13 protein-coding genes and 1 pseudogene are annotated in these 20,922 nt (G+C 68.6%); all 14 read right to left on the bottom strand.

Going from position 1 to position 20,922, the window contains the following annotated elements; genetic code table 11:
* Positions 1–39: 39 nt before the first annotated feature.
* Entirely contained in the window at positions 40–2,679 is a 2,640-nt protein-coding gene (locus tag ACIBJB_RS35380; RefSeq protein WP_398936862.1) for a valine--tRNA ligase, read from the bottom strand.
* 499 nt (positions 2,680–3,178) lie between these two features.
* Positions 3,179–3,868, bottom strand: a complete 690-nt coding sequence (locus tag ACIBJB_RS35375; protein ID WP_398936860.1) for a hypothetical protein — start codon at positions 3,866–3,868, stop codon at positions 3,179–3,181.
* 801 nt (positions 3,869–4,669) lie between these two features.
* Positions 4,670–4,794: pseudogene (locus tag ACIBJB_RS35370) on the bottom strand (IS5/IS1182 family transposase); the annotation flags it as partial.
* Positions 4,795–6,294: 1,500 nt separating this feature from the next.
* A complete protein-coding gene (locus tag ACIBJB_RS35365) occupies positions 6,295–7,737 on the bottom strand; it encodes a phage/plasmid primase, P4 family (protein ID WP_398936858.1) in 1,443 nt (480 codons plus the stop codon).
* A gap of 3 nt (positions 7,738–7,740) precedes the next feature.
* The gene (locus ACIBJB_RS35360; protein WP_398936856.1) at positions 7,741–8,799 is read right to left on the bottom strand and encodes a bifunctional DNA primase/polymerase; all 1,059 of its coding nucleotides are present in this window, start codon (positions 8,797–8,799) and stop codon (positions 7,741–7,743) included.
* 121 nt (positions 8,800–8,920) lie between these two features.
* Positions 8,921–9,184, bottom strand: a complete 264-nt coding sequence (locus tag ACIBJB_RS35355) for a hypothetical protein (RefSeq protein ID WP_398936854.1) — start codon at positions 9,182–9,184, stop codon at positions 8,921–8,923.
* Complete coding sequence (locus tag ACIBJB_RS35350; protein WP_398936852.1) at positions 9,181–9,507, bottom strand: hypothetical protein; 327 nt, start codon at positions 9,505–9,507, stop codon at positions 9,181–9,183. Before ACIBJB_RS35350 ends, ACIBJB_RS35355 begins: the two co-directional genes overlap by 4 nt.
* A gap of 379 nt (positions 9,508–9,886) precedes the next feature.
* On the bottom strand, positions 9,887–10,783 hold the full coding sequence (locus ACIBJB_RS35345) for a tyrosine-type recombinase/integrase (RefSeq protein ID WP_398936850.1): 897 nt from the start codon (positions 10,781–10,783) through the stop codon (positions 9,887–9,889).
* Positions 10,784–10,896: 113 nt separating this feature from the next.
* On the bottom strand, positions 10,897–12,432 hold the full coding sequence (locus ACIBJB_RS35340; RefSeq protein ID WP_398936848.1) for an RNA polymerase sigma factor: 1,536 nt from the start codon (positions 12,430–12,432) through the stop codon (positions 10,897–10,899).
* Between the two features lie 428 nt (positions 12,433–12,860).
* Positions 12,861–13,748 (bottom strand): FadR/GntR family transcriptional regulator, encoded by an 888-nt coding sequence (locus ACIBJB_RS35335; RefSeq protein ID WP_398936846.1) that lies wholly within the window; start codon positions 13,746–13,748, stop codon positions 12,861–12,863.
* 162 nt (positions 13,749–13,910) lie between these two features.
* Complete coding sequence (locus tag ACIBJB_RS35330; RefSeq protein WP_398936844.1) at positions 13,911–15,914, bottom strand: ATP-binding cassette domain-containing protein; 2,004 nt, start codon at positions 15,912–15,914, stop codon at positions 13,911–13,913.
* A gap of 38 nt (positions 15,915–15,952) precedes the next feature.
* Entirely contained in the window at positions 15,953–16,711 is a 759-nt protein-coding gene (locus ACIBJB_RS35325; protein WP_398936841.1) for an NUDIX domain-containing protein, read from the bottom strand.
* Positions 16,712–16,855: 144 nt separating this feature from the next.
* Positions 16,856–18,856 (bottom strand): glycogen debranching N-terminal domain-containing protein, encoded by a 2,001-nt coding sequence (locus tag ACIBJB_RS35320; protein WP_398937093.1) that lies wholly within the window; start codon positions 18,854–18,856, stop codon positions 16,856–16,858.
* 299 nt (positions 18,857–19,155) lie between these two features.
* The gene (locus tag ACIBJB_RS35315; protein ID WP_398936839.1) at positions 19,156–20,874 is read right to left on the bottom strand and encodes a DUF4192 domain-containing protein; all 1,719 of its coding nucleotides are present in this window, start codon (positions 20,872–20,874) and stop codon (positions 19,156–19,158) included.
* Positions 20,875–20,922: the final 48 nt, after the last annotated feature.

Genomic DNA, 20,922 nt, shown 5'->3' with positions numbered 1-20,922 from the left:
CCGGACGATGCGTCCGGGGCTTCCTCGCTGTTCTGGCTACTAGGCAGGCGGCAGGTTGTTGATCTGGTTCTGCAGCCGAACGATGTCCTCCTCGGCCTTCGTCAGGCGGGTACGAATCTTCTCGACCACGTTGTCCGGCGCCTTCGCCAGGAACGCCTCGTTGCCGAGCTTGGCCTCCGCCTGGGCTTTCTCCTTCTCCGCCGAAGCCAAGTCCTTGGCCAGCCGCTTGCGCTCGGCCGCGACGTCGATCGTGCCGGACAGGTCGAGCGCGACCGTGGCGCCAGCGACCGGGAGGGTCGCCGTGGCACTGAAGCCGTCACCCTCCGGCTGGAGCCGGAGCAGCTGACGGATGGCGGCCTCGTGGGCAGCGAGCTGCGTACCCGACAGCTCCAGACGCGCCGGCACCTTCTGACCGGGCTGTAGCCCCTGGTCCGAGCGGAAGCGGCGAACCTCGGTGATCACCTGCTGGAGGCTCTCGATCTCCGCCTCGGCCGCGGCATCGCGGAAGCCGCTGTCCGTGGGCCAGTCGGCGATCACGACGGACTCGCGGGCGGTGAGCGTGGTCCACAGCGTCTCCGTCACGAACGGAACGATGGGATGCAGCAGACGCAGCGTCACGTCCAGGACCTCGCCCAGGACGCGAGCCGAGACCTTGGCTGCCTCGCCGCCGGCCATGAACGTCGTCTTGGACAGCTCGACGTACCAGTCGAAGACCTCGTCCCACGCGAAGTGGTACAGAGCTTCGGCGAGCTTCGCGAACTGGTAGTCGTCGTAGTACGCGTCCGCCTCGGCCACGACGGTGTTCAACCGGGACAGGATCCAGCGGTCCGTGGCCGAGAGCTGCTCGGCCGGGGGCAGCTCGCCCTCGATCGTGGCGCCGTTCATCATCGCGAACCGTGTCGCGTTCCAGATCTTGTTGGCGAAGTTCCGGGACGCCTGGACCCAGTCCTCGCCGATCGGCACGTCGGTACCGGGGTTGGCGCCCCGCGCGAGCGTGAACCGCAGAGCGTCGGAGCCGTACTTGTCCATCCAGTCCAGCGGATTGACCGTGTTGCCGAACGACTTCGACATCTTCTTGCCGTGCTCGTCACGGACCATGCCGTGGAACGCGATGGTGCGGAAGGGGATCTCGCCGTCCATCGCGTACAGGCCGAACATCATCATCCGGGCGACCCAGAAGAACATCAGGTCGTACCCGGTGACCATGGCCGAGTTCGGATAGAACTTGGCCAAGTCCGCGGTCTTCTCGGGCCAGCCCAGCGTGGAGAAGGGCCACAGGCCGGAGGAGAACCAGGTGTCGAGGACGTCGGTGTCCTGCTCCCAGCCCTCGCCGCTCGGCGGCTGCTCGTCGGGGCCGACGCACACGGTCTCGCCGTTCGGGCCGTGCCAGACGGGGATGCGGTGGCCCCACCACAACTGCCGTGAGATGCACCAGTCGTTGAGGTTGTCGACCCAGTCGAAGTACCGCTGCGACAGGTCGGCGGGGTGGATGTCCACCCGGCCGTCGCGGACCGCGTCGCCAGCGTCCTTGGCGAGCGTCTCGACCTTGACCCACCACTGCAGAGACAGTCGCGGCTCAAGGGTCGTCTTGCATCGCGAGCAGTGGCCCACCGAGTGGATGTACGGCCGCTTCTCCGCGACGATCCGGCCGTCGGCGCGCAGCGCGGCGACGATCGCGGAACGTGCCTCGAAGCGGTCAAGCCCCTCGAAAGGCCCGTGGACCGTGATCACGCCGCGCTCGTCCATGACGGTCAGCGACTCCAGGTCATGCCGCTGGCCGATGGCGAAGTCGTTCGGGTCGTGGGCGGGCGTGACCTTGACAGCACCGGTGCCGAACTCCGGGTCGACGTGCGTGTCGGCGACGACGGGAATCGTGCGGCCCGTCAGCGGCAGCTTGATGCGCTTGCCGACGAGGTGCTTGTACCGCTCGTCGTCCGGGTGAACAGCGACGGCGGTGTCACCGAGCATCGTCTCCGCACGCGTGGTGGCGACGACGACCGAGTCGTCCCCCTCGCCGTACTTGATGGAGACCAGCTCGCCGTCGTCGTCCTGGTAGTCGACCTCGATGTCCGAGATGGCCGTCAGGCAGCGCGGACACCAGTTGATGATGCGCTCGGCGCGGTAGATCAGACCGTCGTCGAACATCTTCTTGAAGACGGTCTGGACGGCACGGGACAAGCCCTCGTCCATGGTGAACCGATCGCGGCTCCACGCGACGCCGTTGCCCAGGCGCCGCATCTGCCCGGCGATCTGGCCACCGGACTCGGCCTTCCACCGCCAGACCCGCTCGACGAACGCCTCGCGACCGAGGTCGTGGCGGGACTTGCCTTCCTTGGCAAGCTCCCGCTCGACGACGTTCTGTGTCGCGATACCGGCGTGGTCCATGCCGGGCTGCCACAGCGTCTCGTAGCCCTGCATGCGCTTGCGGCGGGTGAGGGCGTCGATCAGCGTGTGCTCGAAGGCGTGGCCCAGATGGAGGGAGCCGGTGACGTTCGGCGGCGGGATGACGATGGTGTACGCGGGCTTGTCACTCTTCGCGTCAGCCTCGAAGTAACCGCGCTCTACCCAGCGCTCGTACAGCGTCTCCTCTACCTCGGCCGGCGTGTACTGGGTCGGCAGTTCGGGGGCGCTGTTAGGCCCGCTGTCGGGGCGCTGAGAGTTGTCGGTCACGACGGCCATTCTAGGGGCCCGGTGACTCCACCCTTGCCTTGACTTGCCTACGCGAACAGGCCGAGTCCAGGGCATGGAAGTGGCCGCACGCGAGATTTCAAGTGTGACCAAGAACGCTCCCGTGCGGCCGTGTCCAGCTTACCCCGACAGGCTGGCCCGGGTGACCCTGAAGTTCCGCAGCCTGCCCTCTCAGCCTTGGACGCAATCCGCACGGCAACGCTTTCGGCGGCAGCAGCATCACGCCAGCTGCACGCGGTGCGGGAGGGGTGATGTGGCGGGGCGATACCGTGTTCCTACTCCGGAGGCTCTCTAGGCCGCGGACGCGTGAGGATCATGGATTGGGCCGCCTCGGTGAAGGACCGGGACTTCGTTCCCGCTGCCGGTGACTCCTCCCGCGCTGCCGCAGAGCGATTGCGGGCCTGCCTGACCGACCTCACCAGAGAGCTGTACAGGAGTTCGTCGCTGTTGGCCGGCCCGGGACCTGATCCGCAGTCGGTGCGGTGCCGCTTCAGAGGACGGAAGACCAGTTGGTGACCGAGAAGGGGATCGCCGGGCACATCCGGGGCCGCTGCAACTGGTGCGGGCCACAGTCGAAGACACCCGCGTTCGTCCAGAGGAAGAACTGGTACGGGTTCGCGGGAAGTCCGCGCACCGCGAAGCGTCCCGAAGCATTCTTGATTTCCTGCTGGTGCACCCCCAAGGAATCCCTGTACTCGGCTTCCAGCAGGAAGTCGCAATCTTGCACTCCGGACGAAAAGCTCGCACGGAGCCCTCCGGGCTCGGCGCCGTTGCCGAGATCGATCTTCTTGCGCGAGAAGTACGGCTTGCCGAAGTAGCCGTCGGGGCGGAGAGAGTACGGCGTCTTCGGCTCGGAGAGGTTGAAATGGATTCCGTCATAGGCGCCCCCGCCCTCGGGGCGGACCAGGATGACCGTCTTCGCGGCGGCGGGGCCGCATCTCAGGTTCTTGGCCCTCATGCCGGTGATCGCCAGGCTCGCCGATCTGTCGCTGAAGAGATCGATGAGCCACGAGGACGAGTATCCGTCGGACTTGTCCCAGCCCGGATCCTCAAGACCGTGGCCACCGTGGGTCGCGGCCAGTTCTTCCACCTCCTCGAAGTTGGGGCCGTCGTCGGCGCCGGATTTCAGGAAGGTGGCGGCCTCGGTACGGGTCAGCGGGCGATCCAGCACATAAGCCATGTAGAGCGGGTCCGCGTCCACGCGCGTGGACGACGTGAAAGCCGGACCCTCACGGTCGAGGTTCTCCTCGACCTGCTTCGAGTGGCGTGTCGTCGGCTCGGTCGCGAAGTAGTCGAGAGCGGCCGGGACGAGCCAGGCGAGAAGGCCAACGACGGCACTGCTCGCCAGAGTCCACAGGACCCTCCGTCGTCTCTGTCCCGGCGGGCTTTCCAGCATGCCCGGCACGAGAGCCTCGGCGATCAGCTCGCGCCGACGTGGCCCGGGCGGACTCGGGTCGGGCGCTGCGGCCGCGGAGGCGGAAGTCGTCGCGCTCCGGGCCGACGTGGGTGGAGTGGCCGCCGGCGCCGGGGCGATGCCCGTACTCTGCGGGGCTGATACGGGCCCGGAAGGCGGTGCGGCCCCGGTGGGCGGTGCAGAGTGCGTGTTGCCCGTGGCGGAGGAGGTCGCTGCCGCCGGGTCAGTACTGTGCATGGCGCCCTCGCGGGGAATCGGCCGATGGGAAGTGGCCCTCATGATGCCCGCTGACCGGGCTGGCTCTCAACGGCCCTTCTCGGGCGCCAGGTTCCGCGAAGTTCTCCGTCTCGCCCCGCCCGGCCCATTGCCGCGCCCCGCCCGCCTCACCGCCCCCCCGTGCAGGTCCCGCCGTGCCGTCGTGAAGCGGCGCAGGGGTCGGGGAGCGGCGTGACGCCGACGCCGACGCCGGGGGACGTGGGGACCGGGAGGTGGGTCCTGGAGGACGAACGACTCGGTGATGTCCTCGGCGAAGTAGCGGCTGGAGGCGGACGTGGCGCCGGGAAGGGTGTCGCGGTAGATGTCGCGGTCGTATCCGCGCTTGCGTCGTGGGTGACCGACCCTGCCTCTGACCGGCGGGTGGCGTCGATCAGAGGCAGCAACTGGGTGACGTCGTTGCAGTTGCCGCCGACCAAGTGGTGCATGGAGGCCGTTGGGAGTGTGGTAGCCCATGGGTCAATGAGCTCCTTGTCTCAATGTCCACCTGGCGTTTCCCCGCATCCGCCAGCCACCTCTCCAGTGCGCCAGCCCATTCCCTGCCGTTACGCCTACCCTGGTACGGCATATACAGGTGGCTGTTGAGTGCAGCTATAATCCGAACGTCGAAGGCATCAAATCGTAAAGCGTGATCGAGCAAGGCGAGAAACGCTTATGTGACATAAGAGACTCCCTTGCCCCGGCATGTTCCCTATAGGCCCTGAAGCCATCATTGTCCGCACGCAAAGCAGAATGCATACGTGAAGCGGAATGGGTGACGATTTTAAGGGGTCGACAGGTCTGCATGCGTGCCGGGCGGTCGAGGCCCCCCCGGCCAGTAGGGGGGAGGGGGTGCACATAGGTATTGAACGACTTGCCACCCCGCCACTATCGTTTTATTTCTCTCTCTGGGCCTCTGGAGCGAAATGATCAAGGAAGCTGGGAAGGGCGGGCGGAAAGTGCCTCAGCGTGAATGCGAAGACTGCGGACTCGTCTTTTACCAGCATCGCGGCCGACCGGCGCGCAGGTGTGTCCCCTGTCGAGGCAAGTACGGCGATCCGCAATTCCTACGCGCGTCGTCGCCGGGGAAACGTGAACTTGCGTACGGAACGCCGTGCTATCGGTGTTCGAAACCGATGCTGCCCGACCAGAAGCTCGACCTCGACCACCACGACGGCGGCGACGGCTGGTCGTGGTCGCATGCGTCGTGCAACAGAGCAGCGGGGGCGGCCCGAGGCAACCGGATGAGGGCCGCTGCTTACCGGCGACAGCAGGGCCTCCCTGACCCACCTAAGCGGCCTTCCGGGGGCCCCTCCGGCACCCAGGGGCAGCGCCAGGATGACGACCACAGGCCCATCGTCGGCACGCTTCATCTCATCGACGGCTGGACTACCGGCGCCCCCACCGACGCCGAGGATTGAAACCACGCAGCAGCAACCGCTTGCGCCTTGGACGGCGAGGTCTCGTTCTCTCCGGGGTGAGCCTGGGCGGGCGGCTCGGGCCAGCGCTGGCGCTCCTCCACGGGCGTCAGCCACTCGGGATCTGCCAGGTCCAGTGGGTCGCACTGTCGCTGCAAGTGCAGGTACTCACACCAAAAATAAGCACACTGTGCACGCTGGCGCCGCAGGAGAAATCTGAAGGAGAAACACAGCGACGGGTGACAGACGATGCGACACTGCCACCTGCATCCGCCACATAGGGACGGTGGGGAGGAAATTTCCTATTGTTGACCTCAGCACCAAGAAGGGTCCATTTAACTATTCCTATGCGAAAGGGGTAGAAGGAACCTTCCCTTTCATCCCTAATGAAGCATAACCACAGGTCAGAGCTAATAGGATCAAGGGACGAAGGGCCTCAAAACCGTCCCTCTACCGTCCCTGAGATCGCCACTTTGTCCCTGCCGTCTGCGGGGTGAGGGACAACTCGGTGTCGAACCGTCCCTACTGCATCCCTGACCAACCAGGGGTGGCCTGCCAACTCACAGTGAGCAGCTCGAGGCCGACGACGAAGTCCTTGCCGTTCGACCTCTTCTTCACGTCGGTGATACCAGGCACCATTGCCAGGCGCTCGTAGAACCGTCGTGCGGAGTACGTGCCCTGACCGTTGGCCTTGCACCAGCCTTGATACAGGGCGAACAGGTCACTACGGGAGCAGCGGCCTTCGGGCTTCAGCTTCAGTTTCCCGGCGTCCTCGGCCTCGGTGACGAAGCGGCGGACGGGGTCGGCTTCCTCGCGGAATCGGTCGGCGGCCATCACCATCAGGTGGGGCAGGTCGGTCAGTCCTTCTTCCAGGTACATCCGCAGGCCCTCGACGGCCCAGGCGGCGATGCCCTCCAGCTCCGCCGACAGCTTCTCCGACAGGCAGGGGTCGCGGGCAGGGTTGTCGGGGCCGTACGGCACCGAGAACTCCACCGGCCGGAACCGCCCCCAGATGGCGTCGTCGTCGCCACGGGGCTGCGGGAACTGGTTGGACGCGACCCAGATAACGCACTCCGGATTCCAGTTGGATTCGTTGGCATAAAGGCCACGCGAATTCTGAGTGTCGCCGCCGGTGATGCGCTTTACGAGGGCTTCGTCGAGTTCCTGTCCCTGTCCGGTTTCCGACGCCGCGACATACCGCTTTCCCTTCATGGAATTCAGCTCGGGTGAGGGGCCGCCGCCCTTTCGGGGGCGGAGTGCTCCGTCGTTCGCGGTAAGACCGTAGTCGTCGCCGAACATCTTGCAGAGCGTGTTGACGATGATGGATTTTCCGGTGTTGGCCGGGCCGTACAGCCACATCAGGATCTTCTCGTTGGAGCGCCCTGTGAGGGTGTAGCCGACGACCTTCTGAAGGTACTCACGGGTGGCGGCGTCGGGGACATTCTCCTCCAGGAAGGAGCACCACCGCGGGCACCTAGCGTCGGGCTTGTACGCCACCGCCATGACTCGTGTGATGTAGTCCTCGGGGTCGTGCTCGAAGAACTGGAGGGTGTTGGTGTCGAGCGTCCCGTTGTCGAAGTTGATCAGGTGCCGGTGCTCGTCAAAGTCCCCCGGCCACATGATCATGTCGGTGTGACCGTTGAGCACCCGCATGCAGGCGTCCACGGCACCAGCGGACTGCTGCGCCCTCGACCAGATCAGGAACTTGTCCCGCTCGGACGGCTGCTCGGTGCCCTTGGAGTGGGTGGACCTGGTGCCGTCGTACTCCAGCGCTTCGTCGGACATGTCGGCGAAGGTGTCGATGACGGCGGCCCGAAGCGTGGTGTCCGCGCCCCGCCACTCCCACTTGCGGTCGTCGAAGGCGACGAACTTGCCCTTGGTGTCGTCCCGTACGAACTTGAAGCGGTCCCCGTACTTGGCGAGGACTCTGTGTGCGTTGCCGAAGTCGTTCCACGGATACTTCACGGCCTACTTCCTCCTGAACTGGATCGGAGTGCGCTGGGGCACCGCCCTGGGAGTTGCCGAGTTCCAGCCAGACTCGATGGTCTTGACCGCTCGATGACGCGGGTGATTGCCCTCAAGGGCTGCCTGGAGGAGTTGGTCCTTCACCCACTCGGCGTCGCTCCCGAGCTGTCCAGAGAGGAAGAGTCCCCCCATGCCGTGAGCTTCCTTGTTGATGGTGTGGTTCTGCGTACCGTCCGGCGCTTCCCTGATGTTCTTGCACGCGGACTGGAGGGCGTTGTAGCCGTAGCCGGCGCTGGGGCTGGCGTCATGCTGGGTGTACGCGTGCTGGCTGAACCGCGAGGGGCCGGGCTGCATGAAAATGTCTTCCGGGCTCTGCGCCTGTGGGGGGACGTGCTTCAGCTTCGGCTTCGGGCGAAGCCTGTCGAGCCACGCGTGGGGCATGGCGGCGACGGGGGCATCGTCAGCGACGGTGTAGTACCCGGCAGCGCCGTTGTCGTCCTCACGCGCCCACGAGGGTGCCGCGACGACCTGCCCGCCGTTGCCGCGGATGTCTAGATCCTTGCCCAACGGGCCTGACACGCCGACAGCGTTCCGGATGTCCCAGTCCACGCCTTCCATCGAGAAGTACTTGTGGAGCCCGCCCGTACGGGTCTGGACGGTGAACGTCCTGGGCAGGGGACCGAGTTCGAGTTCCAGTTCGGCGAGCGTCCTGGAGCCCTCTTTGGCGGGCTTCCCTCGCCATGGCTGGGCGTCGTCGATGTCTAGCACGAAGAGGTTGGACTCCTCGCCGGTGACGATGCAGACGTTCACCTGCTGGCCCTCGGGGAACCAGTCGAGGATCTTGCCCCAGTCGGTGGCGGTGGCCTCGTCCTGCCACTTCTTCATGGTGGGGAACTTGAGGCCGTGCTCGGCCGGTACGACCCTCCATCCGCGCGCTGCGTACGTCACCGCCGCCCGCCGCGGTGGGTTGTCGGCCATCCCTTCGGATGGCGTCTCTACGCCAGCTTCATCCTCCGCACAGAGATCGCGGGCGATCCGGACCAGATCGCTCAGCTCGGCCACGGCGTACGGTTCTCCATCTGACCCAGTGGACGGCTGTACACTGAGCTCAGATCGAGCCGTCGCCTGGTTGATGATCTGTTCGGAGCCGTTGCCCTGGCCGTGGGCGGCGGCTCCGGCGCTGTTATGCGACAACGACACCACCGCCCAGCATCCAGCGTCCTTCCGGCGTGGCGTAGTACGCCTGCTGGCAGTCCTCAGAGCACCACGGATAGTCGTCGCCGTCGCGGCGGAGGGTCTGCTGCTCACACCAGCAGCACGGCAGCGCGCTCTCGGCCTCGTACCACTTGGCCCGCCTGTTCTTGGCCCGGGTAATCCTGGCCTTCTGGGCGGGAGTCAGTTCGACGTCGGACAGGGGAAAGAGACCCTCCTGGATCCGCTCGCTCATGCGCGACCACCGCCGCCCTTGGCGTCGCGGCGGGCGGCGGCCTTGGCCGCGCGGGCCTTGGAGCTGGCCAAGGCGAGCCGCTTGAAATGGGCCTTGCGCGCGTGCTCAGCGCGGCGTGCGCGCTCTTCCGGGGCAAGGATGCGGTCAGGGTCGACCTGCTCCTCGAAGTGGTCAAGGAAGGCCCTACGTGCGGGTGCAGTGTGGGCGGCGGGGTCGTCTACTCGGGACCACAGCTCACCGGCGGCAATCTGAGCGCGCAAACGGCGCTGAGCCGCATTAAGACCGGTCTGTTCGGTAATGGGGTCGGGCGTCAAAGCAGCCACGGACTAGCCCTCCTGGGCTTTGTCCGGGTTGCCGACCCCGGTCACGCGGCTTAGCCGCCGACAGACATTTTCAACGTGAGGCTACCACGCTGTGCTACCACATCCGAGGTTCGAATGTAGCCGCGCCCGTGGCGAGGGCAGATGGCGACCAGTCGATCAGGCACATCGAGGTGCGAGTAGGCAGAGTGCTGCAGCACCACGCCACCCCGCCACCCCCGCCAATCACCGGGGCGGTTGAGGCGGGCCAGGCGCTTTGCGTTCACATCCCACCTAATCGTCCCTTTGGGGGTGCGCTCGATAACGCCTAGCTTTCCCCTGTCGGGGCGCTTCTCGTCTTGGCACTGACCGCACCAGACGGTCAGAAGTACTACTCCGCCGCTCACAAGTCCCCCAAGTTGAGCCGCCGGGCCTCGTCGGCGGCACGGCGCTCCGACGTCGCCCGCGTGTACCGGTCGATCATGTCGCGGCGGGACCATCCGGCCACGGCCATCAGCCCACCCTCGGAGCCACCTCGGGCAAGCCACCGCCCGGCAGCGGTGTGGCGCAGCACATGGGGGTGGAAGTCGGGGATCCCGGCCGCGTCGGCGCGCCCCTTCAACGCGCTGTACAGCGCCTGGTAGCTGAAGCCCTTGCTCCTGTCGCCCAGCCACAGGTCCGGGAGCGCAGCCAGCCGGTGCGTCCGGCGGGCCCGCAGGTAGCGGTCGATGGCTCGGCAGGTCTGTGGGCTGAGGGGCACCTTGCGGCTCTTGCCGCCCTTTCCGCGCCTGATGATGGCCATGCCCGTCTTCAGGTCCACATCCCTGGTCTCCATGGCCACGATCTCCCCTGCCCGGGCGCCGGTCTCGATCATCAGCCGGATGATCGCCTCGTCCCGGCGGTCACGGAAGTCCCGCCCGGAGCAGGCCTTGATCAGTAGCCGGCACTGGTCATCGTCGAGTTCCTGGACCACCTTGTGGTCGAGCCGCGGCGGCTTGAGGTTCGCCAACTGGTCGGCAGGGATCTCGCCCTCCTCGGCGAGCCAGGCCGAGAAGCGACGCACCGCCAGCTGCCGTGACCGGGCCGTGGCCGCCTCGGCGCCCCCATCCAGCAAGGCCGAGACGAAGGCGTTCACGGTCGGCCGGTCAAGAGTCGGGGAACGGCCCGCCGCTTCGCACCATCGCAGGAAGGCCCGGACTCCGTCGCCGTAGGTCTTGCGCGTCTGGATGCTCTTCCGCTCGGCGGCGAGGTGCAGCAGCCAGGAGTCCAGCAGGGAGGCTATGTCCGGGTTTACGGTCATGCCACAAGCATATGCCCGAGCGCAAGATATCTGGGTTAGTAGCGCTGTGCGCCCACACGAAAACGCCCCCGACCGGAAAAATCCGAGGTCAGGGGCGCTTCCGAGGAAATGGCCTAGTCGAGGTAGTCGCGCAGCACCTGCGAACGCGACGGATGACGCAGCTTCGACATGGTCTTCGACTCGATCTGGCGAATGCGCTCGCGCGTGACGCCGTACACCTTGCCGATCTCGTCGAGGGTCTTCGGCTGACCGTCGGTGAGACCGAAGCGCATCGAGACGACGCCCGCCTCGCGCTCGGACAGGGTGTCGAGGACCGAGTGCAGCTGCTCCTGGAGAAGCGTGAAGCTGACCGCGTCGGCCGGGACGACGGCCTCGGAGTCCTCGATGAGGTCACCGAACTCGCTGTCTCCGTCCTCGCCCAGCGGAGTGTGCAGCGAGATGGGCTCGCGGCCGTACTTCTGGACCTCGATGACCTTCTCGGGGGTCATGTCGAGTTCCTTGGCCAGCTCCTCCGGGGTGGGCTCACGGCCCAGGTCCTGGAGCATCTGGCGCTGCACGCGCGCGAGCTTGTTGATGACCTCGACCATGTGCACCGGGATACGGATGGTGCGGGCCTGGTCGGCCATCGCGCGGGTGATCGCCTGACGGATCCACCAGGTGGCGTACGTGGAGAACTTGTAGCCCTTGGTGTAGTCGAACTTCTCGACCGCGCGGATCAGACCGAGGTTGCCCTCCTGGATGAGGTCCAGGAACAGCATCCCGCGGCCGGTGTAACGCTTGGCCAGGGAGACCACCAGTCGGAGGTTGGCCTCCAGGAGGTGGTTCTTGGCGCGGCGGCCGTCCTCGGCGATGATCTCGAGCTCGCGCTTGAGCTTCGGGGCGAGCTTGTCGGCGTTGGCCAGCTTGTCCTCGGCGAACAGACCGGCCTCGATGCGCTTGGCGAGCTCGACCTCCTGCTCGGCGTTGAGCAGCGGGACCTTGCCGATCTGCTTGAGGTAGTCCTTGACCGGGTCCGCGGTGGCACCGGCCACGGCGACCTGCTGGGCCGGCGCGTCGTCCTCGTCGTCGTCGGAGAGGACGAAGCCCTTGTTCTCGGCCCCCTCCTCTTCCTCTTCACCGGGCTTGATCTCTTCGAGGACCTCGTCCTCGGCGACCTCGGCGTCGTCCTTGCCGCCGGTCGTCTTCTTGGCCGCCGTCTTCTTGGCGACCGTCTTCTTGGCGACCGCCTTCTTCGCGGTCGTCGTCTTCTTGGCTGCGGCCTTCTTCACGGTCGCCTCCTCCTCGACGGAGGCTTCGGCGGCAGGCGCCGCCGGGGTGGCGGTGGCGGTGGCCTTCTTCGTGGCCACCGTCTTCGCCGCGACCGTCTTGGTGGCGGTGCGCTTGGCCGGACTCTTCGCTGCGACGCTCTTTCGGGTGCGCTTGGGCTCCGCGGCACTGACCATCAGCGTCACACCCTCTTCCTCGAGGATCTGGTTGAGGCTGCGCAGTACGTTCTTCCACTGAGTGGCCGGAATCTGGTCAGCTTCGAAGGCCCGACGCACGTCGTCGCCGGCGATCTGCCCCTCAGCCTTTCCCCGCTCAATGAGAGCCATGACAGAGACGGACTCGGCGATCTCCGGCGGGAGCGTACGGGATGTGCTGGCCGACACGAACAACCTCTCGGAACGTTGGAAAACGGCTTCCGGCCCCGTCCATGGCGGACAGGAGCCGACCACCGGCCTGGGAGTGGCCGACGGCGCGGGCGTGGGGCCGGGAAGATGCACAGCGCCTGAAACGGCGTCCGTATTCCCTCCGCGGCTGTCACCTCTTAGGTCATCGCGCTGTTCCCGAGAGCGTTACGCCCAATCCGCGTGGCCCGAGTCACACCCCGTAAGCAACCAAAAACGGTCAGACATGGGCAGACAAGGTCACCGGCCAGTCCCGACCAGCAGCGCCCGGTGTGCCAACACCGCGCCGCGCCGGTCGGACCCCGCAGGATCCCTGGGGGACCCGCGGGATCCGACGGAGGCGGTTCGGCGGCCGAACGACGCCACTGGAGGGGGAGGGCATCCTCGGCCGCACTGCCCGCGGTGTGCGGTCAGTGCTCGCGCGGGGCGGGCACCACGCGCTCCACCTCGGGATGGACGGCGAGCAGTTGGCGCATGGCCGCTTCGGCCGCCGCACCGTCGCCGGCAGCGAGGGCGTCGGAGATCCGGCCGTGGTGGGCGAGCGACGTCTCGTTCGGTCGGTCACAGCCGGTGACCGGGCCGCCGGAGACCTGGAGAGCAGCGGAGACGATCCCGGAAAGATGCTCCAGCATGCGGTTGCCCGCGAGCTGGATGAGCAGGGAATGGAACTCGGCGTCGGCACGGGAGAAGGTGAGCGCGTCACCCTGGCTCATGGCGTGCCCCATGATCTCGACCATGTCGCCGAGGCGCTGCTGGACGTCCGCGCGGCCGTGTCCCGCGGCCAGGCGTGCGGCGAGCGGCTCGATCGTCCAGCGCAGTTCGCTCAGCTCACGGCGCTGGTCGTCGCGCTGCGGCCCGAATGCCCGCCACTCGATGATGTCCGGGTCCAGGAGGTTCCAGTCACTGACGGGACGCACGCGCGTGCCCACGTTCGGGCGGGCGCTGACCAGGCCCTTGGCCTCCAGGACGCGGAGCGACTCACGGACAACGGTACGGGAGACCTCGAAACGCTGGCCGATCTCCTCGGGCACCAGCGGCCGGTCCGCCCCCAGGTCACCGGAGACGATCATCTGGCCCAGCTGCTGGACGAGTTGGCCGTGCAGTCCGCGCCCGCGGCTGCCTGCGGCCCGTCGGCCCACGCGGCCCAGTTCCGGGTCCGAGCCGTCCCAGAGGGAGGCTCCGACGCGGCCTGCGGCCGGGGCCTCGGCATAGGGGTAGCGGTCAAGTTCGCCCGGGCCGGCCAGACCGGAATCGGCGGAGCGGGCGGCGGTCATCATGGTGTGCGCAAGGGTACTCACGGATCCTTTGTCGGCGTCGCCTCCAACTCCCTTGAGGTCTTTGGTGAAAAGCACACGAAAGGGTGATCGCTCACGCCGTCGCAATTGACGCCTTATCGGAAAGAAATGCGCTTTCGTCGGGAGATTGTGCGCAGGTCGGGACCGGAAGCGCACGGGAGGTCGTCATCGGACCCTGCTCCGCAGGGCCGTGAGCAGATATGCGCACAGCAGGGCGGTCAGCGACAACGTCAGCGCGCCGCCCACGGGTTGGGCGACCACACGCACCGCTCCGGCCAGATAGCGCTCTCCGCCGAAGGGCCATTGCAGCAGGAGAACCTCGCGCAGCCGCGCCGAAAGTCCGGCCGCCGTCCCCACGGACCCCCCGCCCAGCGCTTTCCGCACGAGAGGTACGACGAGAATGGGCACGGTGACCACCGCGGCGAGCCCGGCCGTGGTGGACCGGAAGATACCGGCGGCCAGAACACCTGCCCAGGCGCATCCCACCACGAGCCCGAACCAACTCGCGCTGAGCAGCAACCAGTCGGCGGGAACTTCCGTGAGCTCCCGTCCGTAGACGAGATAGAGCACTTCGGCGTCGCAGCCCACCGCGAGAAGGGCAAGTGCCAGCGCGGTGACGGCGGCGACGACGAGTTTCGCGGTGAGCAGCCCCAGTCGGCGGGGGACGGTGCCGCGGTCCGCGGCGAGGGCGGGATGGCGGAATTCGTCACCGAAGGCGAGCGCGCCGAGCAGTCCCGCTCCGAGCGCCGCCGGGGGCAGCGGCAGCTCTCTTGGCCATGCGGCCAGGAGGCGCGCCTGTGGAGTGTGACCGACCCGTGCCAGGAGTACGGCGGTGAGGGCGGACGTGACGAGTACGGCGGCGCCGGTGAGGAACCCGGTGCCGATCCCAGTCGCGCGGCGCAGTTCGTAGCGCAGGGGGCGCAAGGGACTGGGGGCGGACCTGACGGAGATCGGAGGCGGGAGGGGGGGCAGGGGGGCGGGGCCTCTGGAGGCTGTGGCGAGGCTGAGGGCGGCGTGACCGCTTCCCTCAGCCGGGCCGCTGTGGGTGTCCCGACTGCTGTGGGACACCTGATCGCCGTGCGCTTCCGGGGCTGCGGGCACCACCTGGGCACCGCCCATGTGCGAGTCGCTCTGTGATGCGAAGTCGTCGTGCGCAGCAGGACCGCCTCGCATTTCCGGCCCGGCCAACCCGAGAGCCCCGGCACCGAGGAGCTCGCCGGTCTCCGGCCCCGTGACTCCCGCCCGCGGCTCCAGTGTGGCTGCTGCGGCCTCGACGGGAAGCGCCCCCGCTCCCGGTCCCATGTCCCCGATCTCGTCGGCGAGTTGGTGGACCAGAACGCCGTGGCGGAAAGCCGTCTCGCCGACGTCGGCACACGTACTGCCGTACACGGACAGACGGTTGCCGCCTTCCCGAACGACTTCGACGGAGCGGTGCGTCGTACGGGCCTCCTTGGCGAGCAGGGCGGCGAGGCGGGCGGCGTGGGGAGTGCGGACGGCGACACGTGGGCGGAGCCTGGTGCGGGCGAACTCCGTGGCCTCCTGGTCCGCGACGAGTCGGCCTTGTTCGAGGGTGATGACGTGATCTGCGACGTGCGCGGCCTCCTTGGGCTCGGACGTGGTGAACAGGACCGAGCCTCCCTGGGCGGCGTGCGCTCGCAGCATGCCGTGCAACCAGTGACTCTCGCGCGTGGAGAGCCCGTCAGCAGGGTCGTCCAGGACGAGTGTGTGGGGGTCCGGCAACAGGGCGCAGGCCAGGCCCAGGCGGCGGTCCATGCCGCGCGACAGGGTGCCGAGCCGCTCGTCGCGCAGGCTGACGAGGCCCACCGCTTCGAGCACTTCGTCGGCGCGCCGGACCGGCACGCCGGCCGCGGCGCACAGCATGCGCAGATGGCCGCGGACCGTGCGCGCGGGATGGCCGGGCACATCGCCCATGAGTACGCCGACCTCGCGCGAGGGATGCGCGATGCGGTGCAGCGGGCGGCCCCTGAAGTAGGTGAGGCCACGCCCTTGTTGGAGTTCGAGCATCAGTCTGAGCACTGTCGTCTTGCCCGCACCCGTCGCTCCGAGAAGCGCGGTGACACTGCCCGCACGGGCTTCGAAGGACACATCGTCGACCGCGGGCGGGAGTTCCTTGCGGGAGTTGCTGGTCAGTCCGAAGGCCTGGATCACCCGTAGCAAGATAGCGCGTTATGTCCGGTTTTGGGCCGTCACACGTCGGGGCGCAGCATCGGAGGGTTGAGAAGTGTGGCACCGCCGGCCCGGAAGAGCTGGGCAGGGCGGCCGCCCTGTCGTGTGGTCGTGCCACCGGTGGGGACCAGGAAGCCCGGGGTGCCCGTCACCTTGCGGTGGAAGTTGCGCGGGTCCAGAGCCACGCCCCACACCGCCTCGTAGACGCGGCGCAGCTCGCCCACGGTGAATTCGGGCGGGCAGAACGCGGTGGCCAGCGACGAGTACTCGATCTTCGAGCGGGCGCGCTCCACTCCGTCCGACAGAATCTGCGCATGGTCGAAGGCGAGCGGCGCGACCGGTTCCCCGTCTCGACCGTAACCGCCCTGCTGCAACAGCTCCTCGACGGGCGCCCACCGCGCGTTGCTGGCGTCACCGCCGGCCCGTGGGGCGGGCAGGTCGGGGGCGAGGGCGAGGTGCGCGACGCTCACCACGCGCATCCGTGGATCTCGCTTGGGGTCGCCATAGGTCGCGAGCTGTTCCAGGTGTGCTCCGTTGTCCTGGACGGGGACGGCCGGGTCATGAGCGCGCAGCCCGGTCTCCTCGGCCAGCTCACGGGCCGCGGCCTGCGCCAGATCCTCGTCGGCCCGTACGAAACCGCCGGGAAGTGCCCAGCGCCCCTGGAACGGCGGCTCACCCCTGCGCACCGCGAGCGCACACAGGGCGTGGCGGCGCACGGTCAGTACGACCAGGTCCACGGTGACGGCGAAGGGCGGAAAGGCTGACGGGTCGTAGGGCATGCGGCGATCATAGTCGTCTGCCTGACGATAAACACTCCCTTCGTCGGCCGCATCGGTAGCTGATCCACTCTGTCTCCGAACAGGTCAGGTCCCCAGGTCAAGTCCCCTGCACCCGGCCCCTGCCGGAGGCCGTGTCGTCCGACGTCACGACCTCAGCTGCAGCCTCCCGTCGGCCTCCTCCACCACGGCGAGCCCCAGTCTGCTGACCCGTACCGAGAACGGGGCCCCCGCGACCCTCAGTCCGGTCAGACCGATCTCACCGAGTGGCGCGCTGCGTACGGGGCGCAGTGTGACCGTCCCCGCCGGGGCGTCGGGACGGATTCCGGCGAGGGCGCTCAGCAGCAGGACTCCCGCCGCCGCTGCCGTGGCCGCCGGACGACAGGCCGCCGGGTGGGGAAGGGGAGCGCTACCGTCGGTGCGCTGCTCACCCGCGTACATCTCGGGGAGCCGGTGGCCGAAGGTCTCAGCCGCCGCCAGCAGGCCCCGCAGGAGCGAGCCGGCCTCCTTTTCGTACCCGGCGGCGGCCAGACCAGCGACGGCGATCGCCGTCTCGTGGACGCGTACCGCACCGGTGCGATGGCCGAACGGGTTGTATCCCGCCTCTTTCGTACCCAGTCCGCGCAGCCCCCAGCCCGAGTCCATGACCGGGCTTCCGAGCAGTCGGGCGAGCTGCTCGGTCTGCGCCCTGTCGAGCAGGCCGGGCGCCTGTTCGCCCCCGCCCAGCAGGCCGGTGTCCAGGAGATGGACGGCCGCGGCACCGAGCTGCAGCACGAGCCGTCCGTCGGGAGCACGTGCGGCCGCCGGCCGGCCACCGCCGCGGTCGTCGACCCAGAACTCCTCACGGAAGGCCGAGCGCAGTTCGTGGGCCCACTGCCGCAGCGCCGCCCCTCCGGGTCTGTCGAACGCGTCGAGCAGATCGGCACCTAGGACGGCCGCGCGATGCGCGTGCGCCTGGGTCTCGCAGCGGGCGGCGCCGCCGGGCTGTGGATCGCACAGATAGGTCCCCTCCCCCACGGTCGCCCGCAGCCAGCCCAGACAACGCTCGGCTGTCGGGAGCAGTTCTTCTGTCTCCTGTCGGGAGAGCCCCCATCGGGAGGCCTCCGCGAGAAGTGCGGGGAAGAGCAGGGTGGCCTCGGTGCCCGTACAACCGGCCGGGAGGTGTGCGCCCGCGTCCCGGCGCGGCCCTGGGATCATGCCGGACCGCGCTGTCTGCCCCCGGAGTTGGGTACGCGCGAGAGTGCGCAGGGTCCCGGCGGCGAGCCGGGTGCCGAGCGGCAGTGTCATACGGGCTGCGACGAGCGCGTCGGCCGGGGCCAGGCCGCACCGCCAGGGGGCTCCGGCCGCGAGGTGGGTGTCTGTGGGGTGTGCCGGGTCGCGCAGCAGCAAGGACTGCAGATCGTCAATGCTCGTGTCCAGGAGCGGCCGGATCGCGGGGTGGTCTCCCGTCGCGCGCGCGGAAGCCAGGGGGCTGGTCGCCGCGCGCCCCGCGGCCCGGACGGGGCCCGCCCCGTCAAGGCGTACCCGCAACTCAAGGCCGGCTGTGCCTCCGGGGGGCAGGTCGAACTCCCAGCGCAAAAGGCCTGCCGACGCCAGCGCGTCGGAGGGCGGTGGGTCGGCCGTGACCGACGACCCGCCGGCTGCGCAGGACCAGCGCAGTCCGGAGTCGTGGACGCTCGCGGACAATTCGGGTCCCGCTCGGCCCGACGCGATCGCGCCCAGATCCGCCAGATCCGTACCGAGTGCCACCTCCACCGGCAGTCGCAGAGGACGGACGGCGGCGCTGTGCAGCGTGATGCGCTCCGTCCCGTCCGCGTGGCGTGTGCGTTCGACGACGACGTCCGGGTCAGGGCCCCCGCCCGGGGAGAGACGAGCGGTGGCCACGAAACGCGCGCGGTCCGCCGCGGTCGTCCGCGCCTGGACTGCGAGAGGCTCACGGCCTGCGATACGGATCTGGCACCGGGACAGCACGCGCCGGCCCGCGCGGTAGAAGCCTTCCAGTCCGTGACCGTTCAGCTGCCCTTGATCCGTGGAGATGGCGAGGCCCGGAAGGCCCACGCAGATGATGACCGAGTGCGCCGGGGGAAGTTCAGAGCCGGTGGCCGCGGGCCGCGGCGCCGGGCCGGCGCTTGTTTTCCCTACCGTCATCGGCGCGCCGAGGGCCGAACGGCCGTCGTCGTTGGAGGGCGGAGTCGGCTGATGCAAGGGGCGCTTCCTCTGCACTCTGCGCGGCTCGGGCGTGTTCGGCGCCCGGTGTCTGGTTCCTGCAGGACATGGGTGCTGCGGCGGTACGGCCCGATCGGGCGTTCCGCCACTCAGGTGAACGGGACGGGCCTCTTCAGGGTCACGCCCACCAGCACGGAAGCCGACCGAATGGCGGCGGCCCGGAACCGCCACCCTGCGGCACAGGCGGGACCATCCGCGTGCGACACACTTCCAGCGGTCGCTCATCCCTCCTCCTCGGTGGCACCCCCGGGCCGTGTGCCCTCAGATCGGCGCACGTCGCCCCTGCCCGTGGTGCGGCGGACGGCACCGGGACGCCTACCGCGGGCCGGGCGAGAGCGCGGGCGAGATTCCTCCGCGCAGGGCTGTCGCCCCTCCGCCTCCACGGCCTGCGGAAGGCCGTCGGGCCGAGTACCGGGACGCACACGCTTACGTCGGCGGGAGGCCGTGGCGGGCGGTGGCACCGGCAGAGAACTGTCGGAACCGGACGGGCACTGCGGCAGCGCGCTTTCGGCACGGGACGGGCATTCCGACTGCGTGTCGTTGTGCTTGCCGGGCACAAGCTTGCCAGCCACGAATCCGTCGGACCCGGGCTGAGTTGCCACCTGACCAGGAACGGGCGCGTTCGGCCGCACCAGATCGTCGGTCGTCTCCACATCGTCCACATCGGCGGAGGGAGCGATCTCCGCCCGCGCGCGTGCCTCGCGCCCCTCGCGTTCCGCGCGCAGACAGCGGCGAATGGACTCCGGGTCCAGTCCCTCGTTGCAGGCTTGATGCAGGAGCCGGGCGAAGAGGTACCCAGGATCCGCCCCCAGGGCCATGGCCAGCGCTTCCCTGGCCTCGATCTCGTCGCCCGCGGCCCACGCGACCCATCCGGCGAGGGTGAGCGGCGCCGCCGCGTGCTCGCCGTAGGGGCCGACGCACCGGCGGGCCAATGCGCGCCACAGGCGCAGTGCCGGTCCGGCCTCCTCGGCCTCCATCCACTCGGCCGCACGGTCCCGGGTCGTGCGGTCCTGCAGGCCGAGGATGAGTTCCGCCGCCTCTTCGTGCCCCAGCAGTTCGTCGTCTCGCAGGTCGGCCTGGAGCGCGCCCGACACGGGCGCGGCCTCGGCGAAGCGTGCCATGGTGCGCCTGGCCAGGCGCACCGTCTCCTCGGCCACCTCCGCCCGGCCCGTCATGTCGAGCATCCTGGGGACCAGGGCCATGCCTGCGGTGTCCAGAGCGACTTCCTGTTCCAGCGCGGCTGCGGTCTCCCAGGGCTGCAGCCGGGCCCGCAACTCGCGCAGTGTGCCGCGCACCTGTAGTCCGGCGTACGTGGCCGCCGCGGCGAGCACCGAGGTGCCTGGCAGACCCATCGGAAGCCCCTCCACGGGGCAGCATTCCTCGCTCGGGCAACAGTAGGACCAGTAGCGGCCGCCGGAGATGCACAACGCCTCGATCACAGGAACGTCGAGCCGGCCGCATTCCGTGCGCAGCAGGGCGGCGAGCGGAGCGAGCCGCTCCGTGATCTGCCTGCCGGTCTCACCGGCCGCAGGTTCCTGGCAGAGGTACGCGACCATCTGCTCGGGGCGCGCGCCCCGCCGCTCGCTGCCGGTGATCAGTCCGTGGGCCAACTGCCGGGCCACGGCCGCCCAATCGTCCTTGTTGGCGGGAATGCCGAGCCGGGCTCGCCCACCGAACCGGCCGCGGCCGCCCCGGTCGTGCAGGGCGACCAGAACGATGCTGTCCTCGGGCCGGTACCCGAGCAGGTAGGGCAGGGCATCGGCCAGTTCGCCCGGCGTCCGCAGCGTGACCTGGTGTTCGGCGCCATGTGCGTCGAATCCGACGCGGTCGCCGATCCCCGAGCCGTCGTTGTTGCGTCCGTCGTTGTTGGGTCCGCCATTGTTGCGTCCGCCGTTATTGCCGTTTGCTGCGGGTCCGGTCGTTTCGCTGTGATTCGTCATGCGCAGACGATCTCGCGGATCGCGACGCTCTGTTTGGCCCTGTGGATA

The organism is Streptomyces sp. NPDC050759, from assembly GCF_044456945.1.
Taxonomy (GTDB): Bacteria; Actinomycetota; Actinomycetes; order Streptomycetales; family Streptomycetaceae; genus Streptomyces.
The sequence above is the reverse complement of the archived record's forward strand: the minus strand, read 5'-3'. Positions and strand labels throughout refer to the sequence as shown.